General features: G+C 44.8%; 15 protein-coding genes. All 15 read right to left on the bottom strand.

Annotated elements, in window-relative coordinates:
* Positions 1 to 1,186 precede the first annotated feature (1,186 nt).
* Positions 1,187 to 2,203 (bottom strand): RimK family alpha-L-glutamate ligase, encoded by a 1,017-nt coding sequence (locus ACG2F4_RS15565; protein ID WP_395261807.1) that lies wholly within the window; start codon positions 2,201 to 2,203, stop codon positions 1,187 to 1,189.
* Between the two features lie 227 nt (positions 2,204 to 2,430).
* Entirely contained in the window at positions 2,431 to 3,684 is a 1,254-nt protein-coding gene (locus tag ACG2F4_RS15560) for a sugar-transfer associated ATP-grasp domain-containing protein (RefSeq protein WP_395261806.1), read from the bottom strand.
* Entirely contained in the window at positions 3,647 to 4,756 is a 1,110-nt protein-coding gene (locus tag ACG2F4_RS15555; RefSeq protein ID WP_395261805.1) for a sugar-transfer associated ATP-grasp domain-containing protein, read from the bottom strand. The genes ACG2F4_RS15560 and ACG2F4_RS15555 overlap by 38 nt, the downstream gene beginning before the upstream one ends.
* A gap of 19 nt (positions 4,757 to 4,775) precedes the next feature.
* The gene (locus ACG2F4_RS15550) at positions 4,776 to 5,906 is read right to left on the bottom strand and encodes a hypothetical protein (RefSeq protein ID WP_395261804.1); all 1,131 of its coding nucleotides are present in this window, start codon (positions 5,904 to 5,906) and stop codon (positions 4,776 to 4,778) included.
* A gap of 16 nt (positions 5,907 to 5,922) precedes the next feature.
* The gene (locus ACG2F4_RS15545) at positions 5,923 to 7,176 is read right to left on the bottom strand and encodes an EpsG family protein (protein ID WP_395261803.1); all 1,254 of its coding nucleotides are present in this window, start codon (positions 7,174 to 7,176) and stop codon (positions 5,923 to 5,925) included.
* Positions 7,173 to 8,309 carry a glycosyltransferase gene (locus tag ACG2F4_RS15540; protein ID WP_395261802.1) on the bottom strand — a complete coding sequence of 379 codons (1,137 nt, stop codon included), beginning with the start codon at positions 8,307 to 8,309 and terminating at the stop codon, positions 7,173 to 7,175. Before ACG2F4_RS15540 ends, ACG2F4_RS15545 begins: the two co-directional genes overlap by 4 nt.
* Positions 8,310 to 8,428: 119 nt before the next feature.
* A complete protein-coding gene (locus tag ACG2F4_RS15535) occupies positions 8,429 to 9,322 on the bottom strand; it encodes a glycosyltransferase (protein ID WP_395261801.1) in 894 nt (297 codons plus the stop codon).
* Positions 9,312 to 10,145 carry a glycosyltransferase family A protein gene (locus ACG2F4_RS15530; protein ID WP_395261800.1) on the bottom strand — a complete coding sequence of 278 codons (834 nt, stop codon included), beginning with the start codon at positions 10,143 to 10,145 and terminating at the stop codon, positions 9,312 to 9,314. Before ACG2F4_RS15530 ends, ACG2F4_RS15535 begins: the two co-directional genes overlap by 11 nt.
* 294 nt (positions 10,146 to 10,439) lie before the next feature.
* The gene (locus ACG2F4_RS15525; RefSeq protein ID WP_395261799.1) at positions 10,440 to 11,591 is read right to left on the bottom strand and encodes a glycosyltransferase family 4 protein; all 1,152 of its coding nucleotides are present in this window, start codon (positions 11,589 to 11,591) and stop codon (positions 10,440 to 10,442) included.
* A 44-nt stretch (positions 11,592 to 11,635) separates the two neighbouring features.
* A complete protein-coding gene (locus ACG2F4_RS15520; protein WP_395261798.1) occupies positions 11,636 to 12,622 on the bottom strand; it encodes a glycosyltransferase in 987 nt (328 codons plus the stop codon).
* Between the two features lie 408 nt (positions 12,623 to 13,030).
* Positions 13,031 to 14,227, bottom strand: a complete 1,197-nt coding sequence (locus ACG2F4_RS15515; protein ID WP_395261797.1) for a glycosyltransferase family 4 protein — start codon at positions 14,225 to 14,227, stop codon at positions 13,031 to 13,033.
* A 255-nt stretch (positions 14,228 to 14,482) separates the two neighbouring features.
* The gene (locus ACG2F4_RS15510) at positions 14,483 to 15,784 is read right to left on the bottom strand and encodes a protoporphyrinogen/coproporphyrinogen oxidase (protein WP_395261796.1); all 1,302 of its coding nucleotides are present in this window, start codon (positions 15,782 to 15,784) and stop codon (positions 14,483 to 14,485) included.
* Between the two features lie 24 nt (positions 15,785 to 15,808).
* Positions 15,809 to 16,729, bottom strand: a complete 921-nt coding sequence (locus ACG2F4_RS15505; RefSeq protein WP_395261795.1) for an NAD-dependent epimerase/dehydratase family protein — start codon at positions 16,727 to 16,729, stop codon at positions 15,809 to 15,811.
* 44 nt (positions 16,730 to 16,773) lie between these two features.
* Positions 16,774 to 17,331 (bottom strand): dTDP-4-dehydrorhamnose 3,5-epimerase, encoded by a 558-nt coding sequence (gene rfbC / locus ACG2F4_RS15500; RefSeq protein WP_395261794.1) that lies wholly within the window; start codon positions 17,329 to 17,331, stop codon positions 16,774 to 16,776.
* 772 nt (positions 17,332 to 18,103) lie between these two features.
* Positions 18,104 to 19,408 carry a protoporphyrinogen/coproporphyrinogen oxidase gene (locus tag ACG2F4_RS15495; RefSeq protein ID WP_395261793.1) on the bottom strand — a complete coding sequence of 435 codons (1,305 nt, stop codon included), beginning with the start codon at positions 19,406 to 19,408 and terminating at the stop codon, positions 18,104 to 18,106.
* Positions 19,409 to 19,439 lie beyond the last annotated feature (31 nt).

Below are 19,439 nucleotides of genomic sequence, written 5' to 3'. Positions count from 1 at the left end.
GTTGTCCCAGCCCGGACCGCCCGTCGCCTGGTACAGATCCACCAGCGCCTGGCGATCCCCCGATACACTGTCCAACGTCTGGGCAGACAGCAACAGGGGCAGTCCAATTATGAGAACGACCAGAAAAGCGAAATGCAGAGAAGCTTTTATTATATAATTTTTACTTTGTATAAAATTTGTAAACGGCGTGCAACCGCCGCAGTCCTTGCGAGGGATGTGAGAGAGCATTGTAGATGATATTGTGTTAGTTATTTGGGTAGTCTAAGAAGGGTTTACCCAGTAATTGTTACAGTATTTTTTAATAAAATTAACTTTTTATAATATTTATTTTCGCATAAAAGATCTAACTTAAAACACTTCTGTACCTTTTGACATGCCATTACAGGCTCCTATCGTAGATCTTTATGCGATGTAGATGATATTACTTTAGATGTAAACAACTATAAATTGAGGAGTTAACCTCTTCTTGCTGCCCTAGTATACACAAATATTAGAAATTTCCAATACTTTATTTTATTTGTTCTAATAAAAATAGAATTGAGCATTCTGCCTGTTATACAAATTCTTCAAAGGTAGAGATTAACTGCTGTTATAGAGCCATTCAAACAGTATCGAGAGCACACAAGAAGCTTATATAGAGTACGCTTGATAAAGTTCCGAATTTTCTAAGAAAGGGAGAAAACCTAAAGGAAGGGCCAACAATAATCAGGGTAACCCAAGCAATTAACCTGAGTTCTACATAGTGATCTCACCCAGAATGCCTGTTTCCCTTGAAATGGCAAGAAAACAGTCCCTCCTTGAGGAGGGTGGGGCAATCGTGTGGGTCTGGCGATTGGATCGGGAGGTTCAGGCCACTAACATAGAATAACACCCCTCCCGCCTTCGGCGGCGCTCCCCTGAAGGGGAGATTAAGCCCTGCCCCAAAAAATTAAGAAACAATGTTAAAGCTGGAAACTATATCGAACTCATGTTAATTATTGAGATTGGGCAGAACTTAGGTCTTTTGATGTTTAGTTGGGTATCCAAAAAACCACAAACATTTTATCCCCAAAAGGAGCGTTCATTTTTTCTTCACATAAAAAGAGGGACTTTGCAAAAGGGGTTTCGCAAAGCCCTCAAAAAATCCACCTCTGTTTTAAAATGTAGCTGGCTAAAAGTTTTGCAATTCCCTATTCAATCAACGTAATCAACCTGCATTTTTAACCAGGCTTTCAACCATCCATCCCTGGGCATCAAATCGACCTTGATGCCAGTTTAATTGCCGGTCCCAGTATCCTTCACAGTTGTAGTACACTTCTTTAACAAATCCGTAACTCAACTCGACTATAAAGGGACGGTTTTCCTTGTCATACACGTAATCGATCGCCAGACATTGACTTTGTACCTTTTCGGCAACCTCCTGCGACAGGCGGATGGTCTCCTCATCAAAATGTTTTTTTTCAAACAGCACATGGCCGCTTCCGGAAGCCCTGAAATCTCCCTCACGGACCAACCGTTTAATGGCAAAGGCCTTGCCGTCAATAACGATCACCCGGATATCATAATCATTGCCGGGAATAAAATCCTGGAAGTACACGTATCCCTTTTCAGGACCGATTATTCGAGCAAATTCCGTGGTTCTCGCTAATCGCAGTATCCCCTTGGTCACATCCCACCAGCTGGTTTTTCCCTTTCTGAATTTATACCAGCGGTCCTTGAGATTTGCCACTTTATCATACTGGCTAAATCCACGGGAAAAAGCCCGATGGACCAGCCTGGCAGCTTCAGACCGGTTATTCACCAATTTTACGTGGGCTGACCCGGCCCCTCTGCGGAGCTTAAACACCTTGGGAAAAGTCGTATTTTCGACCCAGTTCAGCGCCTCTTGCTTGTTGTAAAATACATAGGAGGGAACCGCCGGCGCCCCTATTGCTTCCAGCAGATATTTTTGTCCGACCTTGTCGTCAAAATGCCATCCGGTGTAAAAGTCAGGAAACACTTTTTTGCCGGCGGTTTGCAGCGCAAAAATCAGCTGTTTGGCAAAAAGTACATCTTCGGCCCTTGCCTGGTTGAAGTGCCACATAAGGGCATCGCAGTCTTCCACCTGCTCAATAATATCAGTGGAGTAACAGTTTACAATCTTGTAATTGATATCGTGTTCTTCGCAGTATTCGATCCATTTGGAACTGAAATCGTCTTGCTTTTGATGGATAGCTATTTTCATTCTATTGCTCCAACTACTGTAGATTTATTATTCTGATCATACGTACTCGTGGAGTTCATCGATATCCGCATGATAATTTGGAGAAATCTGTTGTTAAATCTGCGGTTCTTTTAACCTGGATTATTACACAATAATTTACAGTATCAATGAATATTGCTTGTGAACAATCCAGGTTAAATGTATTCAATGACTCTGTCCGGTGTTTATACTCGCAGTTCGGCGGTCTCTTACAGGTTCATACATTCCGGTTCGTCGAAAATGGGGCCGAACCGCGCTTCAATAGCCCAGAAAAACGGGTTGTTTGCATTCCACTCGATCAGTTTTGGTTCTCCTTCCGCGTCTACAAACACATCCCATCCAATTATCCTGGTATAGGGAAAATGGCAGTGAGCATCCCGGCAAAATGCGGTGATTTTTGGTATAAAGGGAAGATTCAGATCAGCATATCTTGTCCCGGTATCGGGATGCCTGTTGTTCACAGGTATTCCGTTCCCCTCATACGCTTTTGGTGATACGGTGCCGTCAGGATAGACAAAAATCCAGTTTCCTCCCTGGGAGGCATTGTCAACCCGGTTTCCACCAATGCCAAACCGAATAATAATAAACTTGATTTTTATCTCTCCATCTTGCGTTAGGTAACTCATAACTCGAAATGTATTGACGGAGTGAGGATATAGGCTGCTCATTTCCGGGTGCTGCTTAACCACGTTCTGGAATACCAGGTCGGCTCCAGGAGATAATTCCTGTAAATCTATCTCTTGGGGATCTTTAAACATTATTTCATTTCCACTCCGACCGCTAACGGGCTTTATAATGATTTCTCCAGGCTGGTCGCGTAATATCTGCAGCGCCTCATTCTTAGTTTTAAATCGACCCTCTTCATCAAAGTAGAGACCGTTAGCACGAACAACTATCGATTTTACAATTGAGCTATTAAATATTTTGTGATCTAAGGCCTTCGCTTCGCTAAAGCGCATATACTTTTCAGGATTCATCTTAGGCAACAGTTTAAAACGATAATACTCGTCGGGAATCCATCCTTCTTTGAACTCGCCCCTCAACTCGGTATACAGGGCCAGCCAGGGCCAATACGCCGGGCTATCAAAAACGTCTCGACAGTAGGTTTTAATGGTCTTTATCATCTTTTGATCAACTATCTGCTGCCCGTTTCGAGTAATCACCCTCTCCCTAATCTTCTTTGCTTCATCTCTTGACATCCTGTATCTCAGATATCCGGACCAAGATTTGTTGATCCGCTCAAGAAACATTTTCCCCCTGTACAAGGCTCTGGATGTTAAACTGTATTGTCTTTTCTTTTCCATTCTTATTCTATCACTTGTATATCCGTGTAATGACTCTCCTGATTGGGTCAGCATCAGCTCCTTCAGCGATGCGACAGGGAGGGTACCAATGCTACTCAATAGCCACTTCTGCCTAGTCCAATCATTGTAATGCCCAGTGGTTGGTTTTGCAATATTCAATTACTTCATCCGTAAATTCTCCGAAAAAGGGTTTTCCTCCATACTGGGAGAACCGGATGGTATGGCCTTGCGTGTTAATTTCAATGACCTTCCAATTGCCCTCTCTGTCGCGGGTAACATCCAGCCCAATAATTCTTGCGAAAAAAACATCTCCGGCCACATCCAGGCAGAACTGCTTCAGCTCCTCATGGGCGGGTACCTGGATGTCAAATGTATAGCCCGTATCCGGGTGTTCGGTATATTTAGTTCCATATTTATCAACCGCATACCTGTTTAAAAAACCATTTTCGCGGATTCTTGTATGGATCCCCCCCGAGGTCTCATTATCGAGTGAACCGCCTTTTCCCATGCGCAGTGCCATGCTGAGCACATGAGGGGTATTATCTTTTACTGATTTATAGATATAGACCCGGATAGTATTTAGCCCCACCGGATTAAATTTTTCAAAAAAATGATGTTGCAAAACTCGCTCCTGCACAACAAAATCCTGGCTTTCCCTGCACCTGTGAATTAGTTCCTCCGCACTTTTAACAATAAAAACATCCTGGCCTCCAAATGAATCTACGTTGGGCTTCATTACCACCGGGAATGAGAGTGTACCTGCCTTTTGGGACAGCTCGTCAAAATGAATCTCCTTTAAATCAGAATCCAGGTATCGACCCTCTATCCCGTGAAGAAAACTTTCAGGAAATGTTCCATCGGGAAACCAGCGGTTGTAAAAACTTTTATGGCTAAAAAAATGAGCTGACTCATTATCCATTAATGTAGGCTCGATATCGGATACAAAAATATCTTCGGGAACCATTCGTGCATCCGATTTTCCAGACATGTTGGCACATATTCTCAGTGTATCCAAATCAACATTTTTTCTGAACACCGCCCACCTGTTTTTATGTTCGGCTTCCACCTGTTCATCGCAGGCCGTTCGATAGGTTTCGTTGGCACTGAACACCCGTTCATGCCGTTGAGACCAAGACTTCTCCGCCCCCCGCTTCCTGGAATAATAAAATAGAAGATTCTTTAGCCGCTTTTTGATGGGCAGGTCTGTATTTGATAAAATCGTTTTTATCATTTTGCATCTCTTTTGTGGTTTAAACCCGCTGTTCAATCAATTTTCCCAGCTGAACTGAATTCATAAACTCTACATCTGGCCACCTTTCGGTGATTTCCCGGAGCAGCTTTTTCATCAGCACCAGGTTCTCGTCCCTGTTTTTTTCATCGATAAAGCCGATATAGTTTAACCGGTGAGAACAAATTATAGCCGGTTTCCCCAGTTTGAAGGCAACAGCAATATCCTTCAGGCATCGGTTTACCTGGGCTGCTTTATCCTTGAACAGGCTTGGTTCAAACATTGCATTTCGGGTTAAATATATTTGACCTTGGCTGTTTTGCTGTCCCAGATAGTGCGTATTAAGCTGAATTGTGCCGTCATAAAGCGGCTCCTTCATTTTTCTGCGTCCCTGGTAGTAGTGCACTCCCTTTTGGGATATGAGCTCGTCATAATCCGGACTCCAAATATGGTTGGGCGGAATAAAGGAGGCAGACCTGAATCCAAACAGGTCCTCAAACAGATCCAGGCCCTCTGCGACTATTGATAATTTTCCCCCCTTGTCGGCCGCAGATGAGTACCTCAAAGATTCGACATACCTGTTACCTCTTCCGGGCTCCCCTTTTGGAATACAGCCGGGCATTCCATGTTCAAAGCCAAACATGGCGTCCCTGTCCCGTTCCTGGAGAGCACTCATAAACATCGATACATTCAGGTGTTCCCTGCCGTGAGACTGGGGATAAAACAGGCCGGCTTCCATTCCCTGATTCCAGTAATCAAAGCAGTTTGAATGACCGGGATATTTTTGGAACGTCTCAGTCACAGGCTCATAAAAGTAATCACTGAATCCGGCGCTTTTAATACGTTCAAAATCGGGATTGGCCACAAGCACATTTGCAGTCAGAACCGCCGGGTTTCCGTGGCAATCCCGGAATTGGTTCAAGAGCTCAAACAGTAATTCCAGGTCCTTTTCGCTTGCCAGGCTGTCATAGCGTTCATAGGCGATTGTGTCTACCCTGTACCCGGCCTGCAGGCATTGCTCATATACCTCCCTGGAGGGCATCCTGATACTTCCCCAGTCATCTGATTCTATCACCACAATTTTCCTGTCGGTGCGCCATCCCGGAATATTGACCAGGTATCTGCCCGCGGTTTTTCGAATTTTCTTCAGCATTTCCATCCCGTTCCGCCTACAAAATCAAGGTTTTCAGTGCATCATTCAGTGAAATGTGGTCCCCGGTCAGAAACAGGGCGATGACCGGGTTTCCAAGAATAGCCGTGGCACTCATGGAGTAAAGTCCGATCCTGAACGCCACCACCACAAACAGTAACAGGGCCGGAGTCGCAAGCGCGATGAACCGTTTCATCACGACCTCATCTTTTCTGTTTTGAACATACAGTGTTATCAAAGCCATGGCGCAGAGATTTGCAATAGTGACATATCGCGACCCGGAGGGAATCAGGCTCAAAATATTTGCCGTACCATAGAACAGCAGGATAAACGAGAACATGTTCATCCACCTCCTGTTTTTCAGGAAAAAGTTTTTGCCCTTCAGGTATAATACGACCAGGAATCCCATTACCGACCATTTCAAGGCTACAGTATAAAATCTGGCATACCACACGGGACCTCCGCCGCCTTCCCCGCCCTGACCTTCTGATTCAACCAGATAGCTGTCTGTTCGTTCATAGAGTATCTCCGGGGCATAGGTTTGCATAAAATTATTTATGACGGTCAGGTTAATCTCTGAAATAAAAAATGTGGAGATAAAAAACAGGAAATACAGCGTCACCCGGTTCCCCAAAAAGATATACCCATACAGGAGTCCAACCGGAACGATAAATGAGAAGTGCATCAATATCGAGAGGGAAGCGACAGCAAGTCCCGACCTTTTCTCTTCAAACAGGTAGGGCAACAAGCCGTACAGAAATATGTGTGTGGCAGTCCACATCCGAAATCCGTTCATGTACCAGACCGGTACTATAAGTGCAAAACAGATCAACAGGAGATACGTAATCATGCGTATCTTCCCCTGCAGTTGCTCCAGTACGTACCAGATATTCCGGGAATAAAAGAAGCCAAAAATGGTTCCGAACACCAGGGTAAGCACCACCTGGCTGCCAGATACTCTTGAAACGACAAGGGCTATCAGCGTTCTGAAGATATCGAGCTCCCCGCTCTCCAGGTAGTAATCCAGGGCGCCGCTCAGCGACAGGCTCCTCTCGTGCAAAATTTGGACCTCTTCAACATAGCGGACGATATCACTGCCCTGGCTTTCTGTACCTATCGCAAAACAGAGACCGTAAAATGCCACAAATGCCCATAGTATATTCTTTCCCCAGCTGCTGCGATAATTTCTAAATGCAGAAACAAGCGCAAGCAGTGGCCAAACTAAAAACAGGATGGCGGAATAAAAGCCCGTTTTCCCTTCTGAATTATTCATACGCCTACCTTCTGTTGACATAAATCTAAAAAGTTGCGACACACGTTCTCTATCCTGAATTGGTCCATATCTCCAAATTCATACTTCCTGGTATAGTTTCCACTGAGGAATTCGTTAATTGCATTTTTATCAATATCGGAACTCGTTACAGAGAGCACCGGCCGGCCAGCCAGGTAGTAATCAATTAATTTGCTTGGACGCTGCAGAGAGGTGCTGTTTTCAAAGTTTACCAGGAAATCCATCGTTGAGAGCACTTTCAACAGTTCACTGCGGGGTATGTAATCACGAATTTCAATGGTCCCCGCACTCCGTTCAACATACGGCTCCACGAGGGATCTGCTCCTCGTATAGACAATGAACTTGTAGGGATGGCCAATACTGGTCAGGTAGTCCAGGAAAGCCCTGGGATCCCGCCCGCCCGGGATAAATCCACCGGCATAGGCAAAGGTTGGAACCGCGTGCTCGCGATACCGGACCGCCTCTGTTCCAGGGGCTTCAAACTGAAATCCCTGGGGAATCACCCTGATTTTGTCCCGGAATTCCGGGTAGTATCCCTCTTTGGCGTCTTCGATCGGCACGGTGATGAAATCCGCCTTGTTGCAGAAGTATTTTTCCACGTATTTGAAATAGAACATCTTGTTGAACGAGTCGAGCACAGCTCCCATATAGGGATCTCCACAGTCGGCCACCCAGGTGCCGGCCACCGGATCTTTTTCATCCCATGCCCAGGCCACCCCCCAGTGAATCGGGTGTGGAACCGCGATGGATATCAGCAGGTCGTATCCCGCCTCGTTCTTTAGTGCGCGTTTTACTTTAAACGCCAGCTCAATATTGGGATATTCAAACAACTGAAGAGCCCCCCTGCGCAACGCCCGTTTAAAAAGTGTGGTTATACCGTTCGTCCCGTTCATATCTATGTCGGGCAGCCGTTTATCTCCCAGGTCTTTAATGGTTACCCCGAACTCCTCTTCAAATGGAATGTGATATCTGTCATTTTTCAACGTCAACAACGTAACGTCATGCCCCTGCCGGGCGAACTCCTTCACAAGCTCCGTGGCCCGGAATGAGCGCGGCGAGTTCACCGGGTAAAACGAACTGCTGATAATAAGAATTTTTTTTTCATCTGAAAGCATGTTAAATCTTGATAATTAGATATTCTGAAAACTATAGCTCATTATTAGGCTTCTTTGTTTCAACCAGTCAGATTTTTAAGTAGATGGCACCATTTCGAACATTATGTATACTTGCTTTTTTATTCCCTGACTTTATGCGGATCTTTTAACTTAAATAGCAATAACAAATTCCCATATAGCTGAACCACCAGTTTGATAAAGTCGATGTATAGTACAACAAATCGTTCATATTTTTTTGAAATCTGTGGGTTCTTTCGAAAGAGTCTTTGGAAGGCTCCTTTCAAACTACTAAGCAACACTTTGAGTTGTCCACACTGATATTTTTCTCTTGTAATAATTGATCCCCAACAGATATGCCTATAATGTTTTTTTAATAATGCCCGCAGAGTTTTTCTGGCCGGATGCCTTATGATCACAGATTCACCGTATTGCATATCATATCCCTTGCCCACGCATCGTTTAGAAAATTCCCAATCACCACCTGATTTCAATGTTGAATCAAATTTTCCAGCTTTATAGAAGATCGATTTCTTAATAATTAAGTTTGCCGTACAGCTTTTCCCGTTGGGTACCCACTCTTTTTGACGAAAAGCAAAATGTTTATCATAGATATAAGCATGTTTTGCACCATCCTCTGCTAAAAAAACTTCGATTTCACCCCCAATCAGATCACAATTGGTATCCTCAAACATTTTTTTTGCATTACTCAGCCATTGTGTATCAGGAATACAATCTGAATCTGTAAATGCCAGTATACTTCCATTTGCCACGCTTGCACCTGTATTTCGGGCAGCATATGATCCAGGATTAGGCTCTTCAATAATTCTTGCATTCCTCGGTAGATTTAACCCGTCTGGTAATGGAACCGTGGAAGCATTATTAACTACCACAATCTCATATAATTCCTGATCGAGACTTTGTTTTTGTAATGCACTCAAACACAATTTCAGGGTTTCCCAATTATTGTAAACAGGAATTATTACAGAAAATTCAGGTGCTGATTTAGCTTTCATGGGGACCTTTATTCGTTTTTAAAATATAGATTACGGCAGAAATACGATGATAGAAATAAAAGAGCGGATTTACCTTATTTCTAATTAAATCAGGTACGATCTTCAGAGTCCCCAGTAGCGCCTTAACCAGTGCTAACGGACCGTTTAGCCGACAATCCACACCACCTGTTACCCATATCAGGCGTTTGTCATATTTGGGAATTTTTTTGACGGTATTTTCATACGGATGGTGCACGATATATTCAGGAAAATACCGCACCGTTAATCCCGCATCGATACAGTCTTGCACAAACAGGCGTTCATCCGAACCGATCAATAGCGGCTGTCCGGCACCAAACCGTTCATCAAAACGGATCTTTTTTTCTTTAATTTTCGGAATCCGAAATCCCATTTCTACCGTTCCCACCGAAGGCGCATCCTGGTAGGTAATGCTCTTCTCCGGGTACCGTTTATAAGGAGGCTCTCCCGGACCGGTTTGTATCTTAAACAGGGCAACATCCACCTCCGGATGCTCCTCAAATACCCTCTCCAGAGTCTCAAAATTATTCTTCGCATAGGTAACATCGTCATCCGCAAAAAGACCGATATCGCCATCAGCAAGTCGGATCGCGTTATTTCTAGACTTGGTAACACCCCTGCCGGGGATATGGGAAACCCGAATATCCTCTCGCTCAAGAAAGGAAGGCGTACGTCGGTACTGCTCATCGGTATACTGGTGTGAAACGATGTAATAAATCCCTTCCTGCTGTCCCAGGATCACTTTGTCCAGATTATAGATCCCAGAATCAATTGTAGAAATCAGTATGTTAATGGTTCGCTTCAATTTAGGTTCTCATTTCACTCTTTATGTTGGAACAGTAACTGTTGAGATACTCTGTCTTCAACAGTTACCTTGAATATCAGTATGGACCACCAGTTCATAAACATTCTATACAGATCCGTTTTCTACCAAAATACATTACCCTATTCTTGTAGAATGTGCGATCTCTGGACCATAACTCTCTTGAACTCCATGAGCACATTTTAAACAGGAATTATAATAGAAACTTGTGCCATGTATATCCTATTTTATTATTTTCTAGAGTAAGTTTATTCAGTCTGTTTATAAAACCTATTATTAAATTTCCTCGAAAATCCGATTTATCCTTTGCCGCATCACCTTATTGGTATACGACTTTTTAACCGTTGCTTGTGCTTCTTCTCCCAGCTGTTCCCGCAGTTCACTATCACAAATTAACCGCTCAATACACGCTTTTAGCTCATCGTTGGCATACTCAGGTACCAACAGTCCGTTTTTCCTATGCTGAATCACATCAGGTATGCCGGCATGAATAGTAGAGACTACCGGCTTTTTGAGGCACATCGCTTCCAGAATTGAGACAGGTGTTCCCTCCATATCTCCATTCGCGTCAGTTCGACTATTGAGCACAAAAATATCTGCTCCATTCAGCAAATCTCGGACCTGTTCCTGGGATACTCTTCCATAAAAGGTGATCTTGTCATTATGGCCTCGTTCCCTGGCCAGCGCTTTGGTTCGCTGAAGCTCTTCCCCATCTCCCGCAATATGCAGCTCAATATTTGGATAGTTGTCCGCCAGTTCCGAGAAAACTTTAACCAGGTCCGGAACCCCCTTCGTACTGGCGATTCTTCCGGAATGGACGATTCTGATTGCATCCGACGACCGCCCATTCTTTTGAATGACAAATTTTTGGGGATCGACCGAACACGGAATCACGTGTACCTTCTCCAGCCAGGGTTCCAGCTCCAGGTTTTCAATCATATGCCGGCTCACGATGATGATTCCCGAAGCGTATTCAAAAAGTTCGGGCAGCTTTTTTTTGTAGGATTCATTCTTCAACAGCCGGGAGGCATCGTGTCCGTGAAAGGTGACCACCAGCGGGATGTCGAACGCCCTGGCCAACCCCATGATCTCAACAGCATTTGGGCCAAAATGCGCGTGAATAGCACCGATATCCCCCTTTTTTAACAATTTACGGAGCCTCAGGTATGATCGGAATCCCATCTCAAAATCGGTATTCAGCCACGTCCGTATCGCTTTTCCTGCAACGCGGCCTATCCATGACTTCGGTCTTTTTACCAGGTGTTGATTAAATATGGAATAATCAAACCCGTGTGGATTCGTAAACTCCCGTGCCAGCAGGTGAACCTCAAAGTTCTGTGCCAGATCGCGGGCCTGCTGGTATACAAACGTCTCGCTGATCAAACAAAATGCGCGATTATATACTATTATCTTCTCTTTGGTTTCCATTATAATCCGTCTGTATTTACCAGTAAAAAGATGCTTTAATACTACTATGCCAATCTAAGACTATTAAGAATTTTGGATTTTAAAAGACTCAACGCCCTATATGGATGCAACAAATATCCCATCGATGGAACCAGTTGATTTGCATATTTCATTTGTGGGAAGTACCTGTATCCAAAAGCTCTATATATTTTCAGAAAAGCCTTTGATCTTTCTTTTTTTGATTCAATTTCGTTAGCATACATGTAAACATTCATCGCCGACTTTTTTAGTCCGATTTTCTTAATTAACTGCTTTTTATTTGGTGCCAGCGTCAATGCTAGATCCAATAATCGTTTTGCGTCATTTATCCAGTTATTAATGTGATCACTAGTCTGGCTAGTGATGGAGCCTTTATGTTTTCTGAAGCTCGCTTTTACATCCGGCACGTCCGCCCGTTCGCCTGCGGCCATGCATTTAAATTGGGCGGCCACATCAATATAGTGGTCATATTTGGGTTCGAATCCGCCCACCGATCGCAGTATCTCCGTATTAAACAGCGAGCTGCAGAAAAAGATATTGATTTCTCCGCGGTACCAGGACAAAATAAAATCATCCAGCTCGGCCCCGTCAGCCCTGTTCTCATTTTCCCTCAATATATTATCGTGCTGGTCTATCACCCGGCTCCCACTCATAATCAGTGCAAGCCCTTTTCGATATTCGGCGCCCTCCATACAGGTTTCAATAAAATCAACATCTATGCGATCGTCATCGTGGTACATGTGGAAATAGTCGCCCCGGGCTTTATCCAGCAAAAAATTCCAGTTCCCGTAGGCTCCCAGGTTCTCCTGCTGCTGGTAAAATTTTATCCGGGGATCGGAAAAAGAGCGGACAACTTCCGGAGTCTCATCGGTTGAACAGTTGTCAGAAACCAGTATTTCGATATTCTCATAGTTCTGCCTGGTGGCGCACTCCAGCGTTTGGCGCAAGTATTTATCTGCCCGGTTATAGGTCGGAATAGCGATCGTGATAAATGGCTTGCTGTATTTATTCATGTTCTCTCTTTTCTTTTATTTGTTAACCAAACTACAAAAGGTTCAGCGCAAAAAGTATTAATACTTTTTCATAAAACCGGCACCTCTCATCTCCGGATAAAATATCAATTGACCTGCTTAATATTTAACCGTATCCCCTAATGTTAATTACATTTAACTTACTGCTTTTAATAAAATTAAATAATCAAATAGAAGATCACATAATAATTTACGGATGGACAATTTTTCTACAGCAATACCCTATCAATAGTAACCGGGAGATTAAGCTGCATTTGCATTTTTTATCCCGGTACAGCGGAGTATAGACAATGATATACTGAACATTTTTTACCTCATAGAATTCTTGTATTCAACCAGCTTTAAAAATTTCAGCATGAATTCTCATAGCCATAATTCGGTCGGTCTTCCTCAAACTGATATACATTTTGATGCTTTTTCAACTCCCGAATCCAGACATATCCTTCTAAAGGATGAAAGAAATATCTCGTTATTATGCTCAGTTTCAACATAATATCGCGCTTCTTTTCCATACTTCCTGCGCAACTCATCATTGGAAAGAAGACGATTTAATGCCTCTTCAAGATCCAACAGGCCTTCAAGTCCCGTTCCTTTATGTTGACCGATAGTAATTCCATATCTCTCTACTAATCCCCCCCAATCTTCGTAGCTGAGTACCGGCGTCTCTAGAGCAAATGCCTCTAAAACCGATACAGGTGCTTCTTCATGTATAGAGGTGTTCACAAGTACCCAGGCCGAAGATAACAGTTTCAGTTTCTCCTCACCGGTTACATGACCCAGCATTTTTACATTTTCGGGGACTTCTCCAAGACTCCAGCCATTGTTCCCGTTAAAATGATTTTGTCCAAGCATGAGAAAATTAACATTAGGGAACTTTCTTGCTAATTCTATAAATACCCATGGGCGTTTTATCGGATCTAGGCGACCCAAAAAAATTACCGTTGGCTTGCGAGCTTTTTCAATTTCAACATATGTATAGTCCAATACAGATGGATTTGGAAGAACATATTCTGATTCCGGAAGACCATACACCGCCTCATTACTTTCTCTCATATATGGCATTTTGTTAGCAAGTTTAACCTTCGGTGGTTTAGGAAATTTACGGTTCGCATATTCAGAGAGTTGCTGTGTATTTTTTTCATAGATTCCAGCAGGCTTTACATCTTCTTTACCGGGAATCTTAAGCGACATTATCTTATCAACATCCTGTGGGGACCATGGATCCCTCACCCAAACTACAATAGGAGTAAATGGTAATGCATTGAATACACCTCTATAGCTAATTCTGTAATCAATAGTCAAAAGAATATCAATTCGACTGAAAAACATTTTACTAAAATTTTGTAATCGATTGCCATTTAAGGGCACGTAAGGGATATCTTGCGACACTTTTTTTTCACTTCCATTACCTATTTTATCAGCAGTTAGAAAACATACGTCGCAATAACTTTCGGGATGATTGCTCAGCACCTGGGCAGCTCTTTTAGCTGCCCAGCCAAACCCTCCGACCCGGCCGATACTTGTATCAAAAAATTCATTTGCAACGATACCAACTTTAAGAGGAATACCTAACTTGGTAAAACTCATATTATAAAAGATATTTTTTTTAGTATAAGTGTTTTGCAAAGTTGTTCTTTTAGTTATTTTCGTTTTCGCAGTAAGTATTTTTCACATTTACTAATTACAAACAACTGTATCGTGCATGATTAGTATGGTCAAACCCTCACTTCGCTCTTTAAAAATCTAAGTCAACTTTTCTACACAACAGACAAAGTTTTGATACTACATCATACAGAAATGTCTTATAACAAGGTTTTTTCTATATAGGATTAAACACGAAATTCAGTTCAACATTTGACTGGCCGCGTTCTCTCCGCTCCTGAACGCCTGGTCGGTCCAGATATAGCCCCAGTCTCCGTAGCGGCCGCAATAGCGTATCCCGATATCATCCAGGTAGCCGTGGACCGTCTCGAGGGCCTGCTGCCGGTCAAGATCAAAAATGACGTTGGCATAGGATATAAAGCCCGTGCTTTTATGAAGAATAGTATCCTCTTCGCTGATCAACCCGCACCGCTTGAGGTCGGCGATAACCGGCTCGATGCAATCTTCCGGCTTGCGGTCTACCGGCCGGTATTTGTCGGAAAAGTAGATCTCGGCCTGGATGCTTCCACAACCGTCCGGGACCGTATTTGGTGACATCAGGTGGGGAAAACTCAGCCGCGTAAAGATGATATCCGGGTCGTAGAAATAGGTCCATATCGCCTCGGTAAAGTCGTCGCGGTCGATCCCGATGTTCACCAAAATACAGCTCGTACAGGCCAGCTTTGCGCCGGCTTCGGCCACATCGGCGGGTACATCCTCAATGATATTGCCCGTCAGCTCCGGCAGCGGTATCGACGAAAGAACCTCATCATATTCGACGGTTTTTCCATTACCGAATCGAATCAGCTTATTTTTGGCATCAATACCCGTGACTTTGTGATTCAGCTTGATGTCGGCCAGTTCGGTAAATTTATCCAGGTAATGGGCGAATCCACCCTCTGTCGGGTACCTGAATTTGTCAATGTAGTGGACATCGGGCGTTGCCGGTTTTAACGCTCCTTCGAGTACCTCTTTCATATCGGGCTGATACAGGCGGGGGCCCAGCCAGTCGATATCCATATTTTCGGCCTCCACCGTGTGATACTTTTTGCCGTACACCATGGGAAAGGTTTCTGCGAAGGTTTCCCCGAACTTGGCATACAGCCACTCTTTGTAATTGGTGATATTCCCGTTGGATTTGTGCTTCGCCTCGATAAAGTCATCCAGTACCTCAACAATCAGGTCCTCAGGCAAACCGTACAGGTTGCACTGTGCCGGGTGCTTGATCCAGTGGCCCTGCCAGTAGTTATTCACTGAGGCCTTCACTGTTTCAAACTCCTGGTCCACGTTTTCAGCCAACAAGTCGCGGATGCGTTCATCCTCGGTAAATGAAATATGAGGTCCGTCGTCAAAAATAAAACCGTCTTCCATCTCGAACGATGCGGTGTGCCCCCCGATATATGAATTTTTGTCGTACATGCGGATCTCCTGATCCACCCCTTCCTGGCGCAGCCTGTAAGCGGCCCCGAAACCGGCCATTCCTGTTCCCAATATGCAAATCATATTATCGCTATTTTTAATTGTTTTTTATTGTGATGTTGCAACATTTAATTCCTTTTTCCACCATTCGATCGTGTCATCTATGCCGTCCTCGAGGTCAAAATGGGGAGTCCATCCCACCTCATCCCGAAGCCTGGTTATATCTGCAAGTACCACCGGGGAGTCAAATTTGCTCTCGACCGGTCCGTAGTGCAGCAGGTCTGTTCCATCCAGCTTTTCTCCCGCCAGGTCGACAATTTCGCGTAACTTGACGGCCCGCCCGGAACCGATGTTAACAGCGCCGGTTACCTCGCTTGCCAGCAGTGCCACCAGGGCATCCGCCACATCTGCAACATGGAGATAATCTCTCATCTGGTTGCCATGGGAGAAGTTTGCCTGCTTGTTCATCAACAGCGACCGGATGGCGTATGCCACAAGCCGATTTTCGGCCTCGTGGGGACCATAGACGAAAAATATTCTGCCGGTGACGTAGCTGAGTCCCGTTTTGGCGGAAAATTTTTCGAGGATGTTATGTACAGACGTTTTACACTCACCATAGATCGATTCGGGCTGTGTTGGGGTAATCCCTTCGCTGCAATACCCGTACTTCCAGTCGTACTCGGTACAACTCCCCCCGAAAACGATTCTCTCTCCCCCGTTTTCAGCAAACCTGCGCGCCAGGTGCAGCGTGGCTTCGACCCATTCAATATTATGCCCGGATGTCATTCGTTGTTTGGGATCGTCATACCAGGCCAGGTGTAGCAGCCCGGAAGCCTTCACACGCTCGCAAAGAGCGGCAACCTGGTAAGCATTCAGCAGGTCCACCGAATGCCAGGTAACATCGGCCCGGAGGTCCCTCGTGTTGTCTTTTGAAGTGACAGCGTGGACATCGTATCCGAGATCCTGAAGAAATGGGATGGTGTGGGTACCGATAAAACCGGTAGCCCCGGTAAGAATAATTTTTTTCATGATATTGCAATATTGGCGTTCAAAAAAATTGGCAGGCGTCTGTGTTATACTTCCACCGTTTTATTGTTCCTGGAATCATCGAAAAGCGGCCAGCTTCTGTCTTTTCTGGAAATCACCTCCGGTTCCGCCGGCCACTTGATATTAAATTCAGGATCATTCCACCGGATCCCCTTTTCCGCGCCGGGAGCGTAGAATTCGGACACCGGGTAGTATACCTCGGTATCATCTTCGAGGGTGAGAAAGCCGTGGGCAAAACCCTCCGGCACGTAGAGCATTCTGCGGTTATCCTGATTGAGTTCGACCCCGATCCATTTCTTAAAGGTTGGAGAATTCGGACGCATGTCGATGATCGCATCAAATATCGCCCCCTTTGTACATTTAATCAGCTTGGCCTCCTGGTGAGGTTCCTGCTGGTAGTGCATCCCTCTGAGTGTATGTTTTTTTTGACTGTATGAGGTATTTGCCTGGACCACCGGAAATTTGATTCCATTATTGGCAAACTCTTTTTCACAAAATGCCCTCGCAAAGAATCCCCGGGTATCAGCATATCTTTCCAGCTCGATTATGTATGCGTCCTTTAGATCCGTCTTTTTAAATAGCATGGTTTTGTCTGAGATAATTATAGTTTGGCTGTTCTGCATTCAGCTAATATGCCGATGCCAGTTTTAAAACAGATGTTTTATCTTTGACAGGGTTAGTCAACCCGTTTTGTCACTCTAAATGGTTTTTGCGAAGGTTACCGAGACGCCCACAAAGGCAATAGTTACCCCGTGGCCGGTCTCGGACCAACGCTACAAGTGCATGTGTGCCGAATTTCTTCGACGGCAAAAGCACATCTCTCTTGATGTATAGCCAGTCTCGTAAATTCGGTGTCTCAATATTTGCACTTGTCAATATGTTGAAGCCGTTGCCAAACCCCTTGGCTTTCAAAGCCTCTTGTACTGTTGAAGCGACCTTCTCGTCTCAATCCACCAATATTAAATCAAGAAGCGTGCCAGTTTTGCAACATTTTCTTAAATCGCCATTGAGAGCGATTAAACACATAATTTTATCTCGTGCCGGACTCTCACCATTAATTCGATTGTTGATTCCTTCTATCAGCAGAAAATGCACCGAGTAATTTTTACGCAAACATTGTGTAAAAATTACCCGGGGTTTTAAATCTATGCTGCTGAAGCGTTTGGCCCATTTCCCCCAGATCTTTTTATCCTATTGGATCAAGCCAAAAGGAACAGCTCTACTGGGAGGATCGCTTTTTTTTCTATTGAGGTTTCCAATCATCTTTCCCGGTTATTTTTTTTAAAGATTTAAAAACGAACAAAAAATTGCCGTCGGAAAGGTTAAAACCAGAATCAATGTGGCGTCAAGTTTTGTTCACGAGGGTATGCCGGCTGCCGCCTCTTCCCCGCTTTTGAACGCCTGGTCGGTCCATATGTAGCCCCAGTCTCCGTAGCGGCCGCAATAGCGTATCCCGATATCATCCAGGTAGCCGTGGACCGTCTCCAGGGCCTGCTGCCGGTCGAGGTCAAAAATGACGTTGGCATATTTGATGAACAGCGTGCTTTTATGGAGGATCGTATCCTCTTCGCTGATCAATCCACACCGCTTGAGGTCGGCGATAACCGGCTCGATGCAGTCTTCCGGCTTGCGGTCTACCGGCCGGTATTTGTCGGAAAAGTAGATCTCGGCCTGGATGCTTCCGCAGCCGGGGGGAACATTATTCGGCGACATCAGGTGGGGAAAGCTCAACCGCGTAAAGATAATATCCGGGTCATAGAAATAGGTCCAGACCGCCTCGGTAAAATCATCGCGATCCACCCCTATATTTACAATGATGCAGCTGGTACAAGCCAGCTGCTCTCCCGCCCTTGCCACATCCTCCGGAACGTCTTGTATAATATTTGTAACAAGTTCCGGCAGGGGTATGGATGAAAGAACCTCATCATATTCGACGGTTTTCCCGTTGGCGAAGCGGATTAGTTTATTTTTGGCATCAATACCCGTTACTTTGTGATTCAGTTTGATGTCGGCCAGCTCGGTAAACTTCTGCAGGTAATGGACAAATCCACCCTGCGTAGGGTACCGGAACTTGTCGACGTAGTGAACATCGGGCGTGGACTCCACCAGGGCGCCCTGCAACACCTCTTTCAGGTCGGGCTGGTAGAGGCGGGGCCCCAGCCAGTCTATATCCATCTTTTCGGCCTCAACCGTGTGGTATTTTTTTCCGTACACCATCGGGAACGTCTCTGCAAAGGTTTCACCGAATTTGGCGTAAAGCCACTCCTTGTAGTTACTGATCTGGCCATTGCTCCTGTACTTGGCTTCGACAAAATCGTCAATCACATCAACCACGAGGTCGGAAGGCAGCCCGTGAAGATTACACTGGGCCGGGTGCTTGATCCAGTGGCCCTTCCAGTAGTTGTTGACCGTGGCCTTGAGCGTCTCATACTCGTGATCGATATTTTCGGCAAATAGTTGTTGCAGCCGTTCGTCGTCGGTAAAGGAGATATGGGGACCGTCGTCAAAAATAAACCCGTCATCCGTTTCGTAGGAGGCGGTGTGTCCGCCGATGTACGGATTTTTATCGTACATGCATATTTCTCCCCCGACCCCCTCCTGCCGCAAACAATACGCAGCCCCGAAGCCGGCCATACCTGTACCCAAAATTCGAATCTTCATTCTCTCGATTTAATTTATCGCTATCTTGTTT

The organism is Halalkalibaculum sp. DA3122, from assembly GCF_043951865.1.
Classification (GTDB): domain Bacteria; phylum Bacteroidota; class Rhodothermia; order Balneolales; family Balneolaceae; genus JAMQKA01.
The sequence above is the reverse complement of the archived record's forward strand: the minus strand, read 5'-3'. Positions and strand labels throughout refer to the sequence as shown.

Bases quoted from the DNA above. Each gene is read 5' to 3' on its own strand.
- rfbC (WP_395261794.1), bottom strand. From the start codon at position 17,331: ATGCTATTTAAAAAGACGGATCTAAAGGACGCATACATAATCGAGCTG.
- ACG2F4_RS15510 (WP_395261796.1), bottom strand. From the start codon at position 15,784: ATGATTTGCATATTGGGAACAGGAATGGCCGGTTTCGGGGCCGCTTAC.
- ACG2F4_RS15555 (WP_395261805.1), bottom strand. From the start codon at position 4,756: ATGATAAAAACGATTTTATCAAATACAGACCTGCCCATCAAAAAGCGG.
- ACG2F4_RS15550 (WP_395261804.1), bottom strand. From the start codon at position 5,906: ATGCTGAAGAAAATTCGAAAAACCGCGGGCAGATACCTGGTCAATATT.
- ACG2F4_RS15540 (WP_395261802.1), bottom strand. From the start codon at position 8,309: ATGCTTTCAGATGAAAAAAAAATTCTTATTATCAGCAGTTCGTTTTAC.
- ACG2F4_RS15545 (WP_395261803.1), bottom strand. From the start codon at position 7,176: ATGAATAATTCAGAAGGGAAAACGGGCTTTTATTCCGCCATCCTGTTT.
- ACG2F4_RS15535 (WP_395261801.1), bottom strand. From the start codon at position 9,322: ATGAAAGCTAAATCAGCACCTGAATTTTCTGTAATAATTCCTGTTTAC.
- ACG2F4_RS15505 (WP_395261795.1), bottom strand. From the start codon at position 16,729: ATGAAAAAAATTATTCTTACCGGGGCTACCGGTTTTATCGGTACCCAC.
- ACG2F4_RS15495 (WP_395261793.1), bottom strand. From the start codon at position 19,408: ATGAAGATTCGAATTTTGGGTACAGGTATGGCCGGCTTCGGGGCTGCG.
- ACG2F4_RS15520 (WP_395261798.1), bottom strand. From the start codon at position 12,622: ATGAATAAATACAGCAAGCCATTTATCACGATCGCTATTCCGACCTAT.
- ACG2F4_RS15525 (WP_395261799.1), bottom strand. From the start codon at position 11,591: ATGGAAACCAAAGAGAAGATAATAGTATATAATCGCGCATTTTGTTTG.
- ACG2F4_RS15515 (WP_395261797.1), bottom strand. From the start codon at position 14,227: ATGAGTTTTACCAAGTTAGGTATTCCTCTTAAAGTTGGTATCGTTGCA.
- ACG2F4_RS15565 (WP_395261807.1), bottom strand. From the start codon at position 2,203: ATGAAAATAGCTATCCATCAAAAGCAAGACGATTTCAGTTCCAAATGG.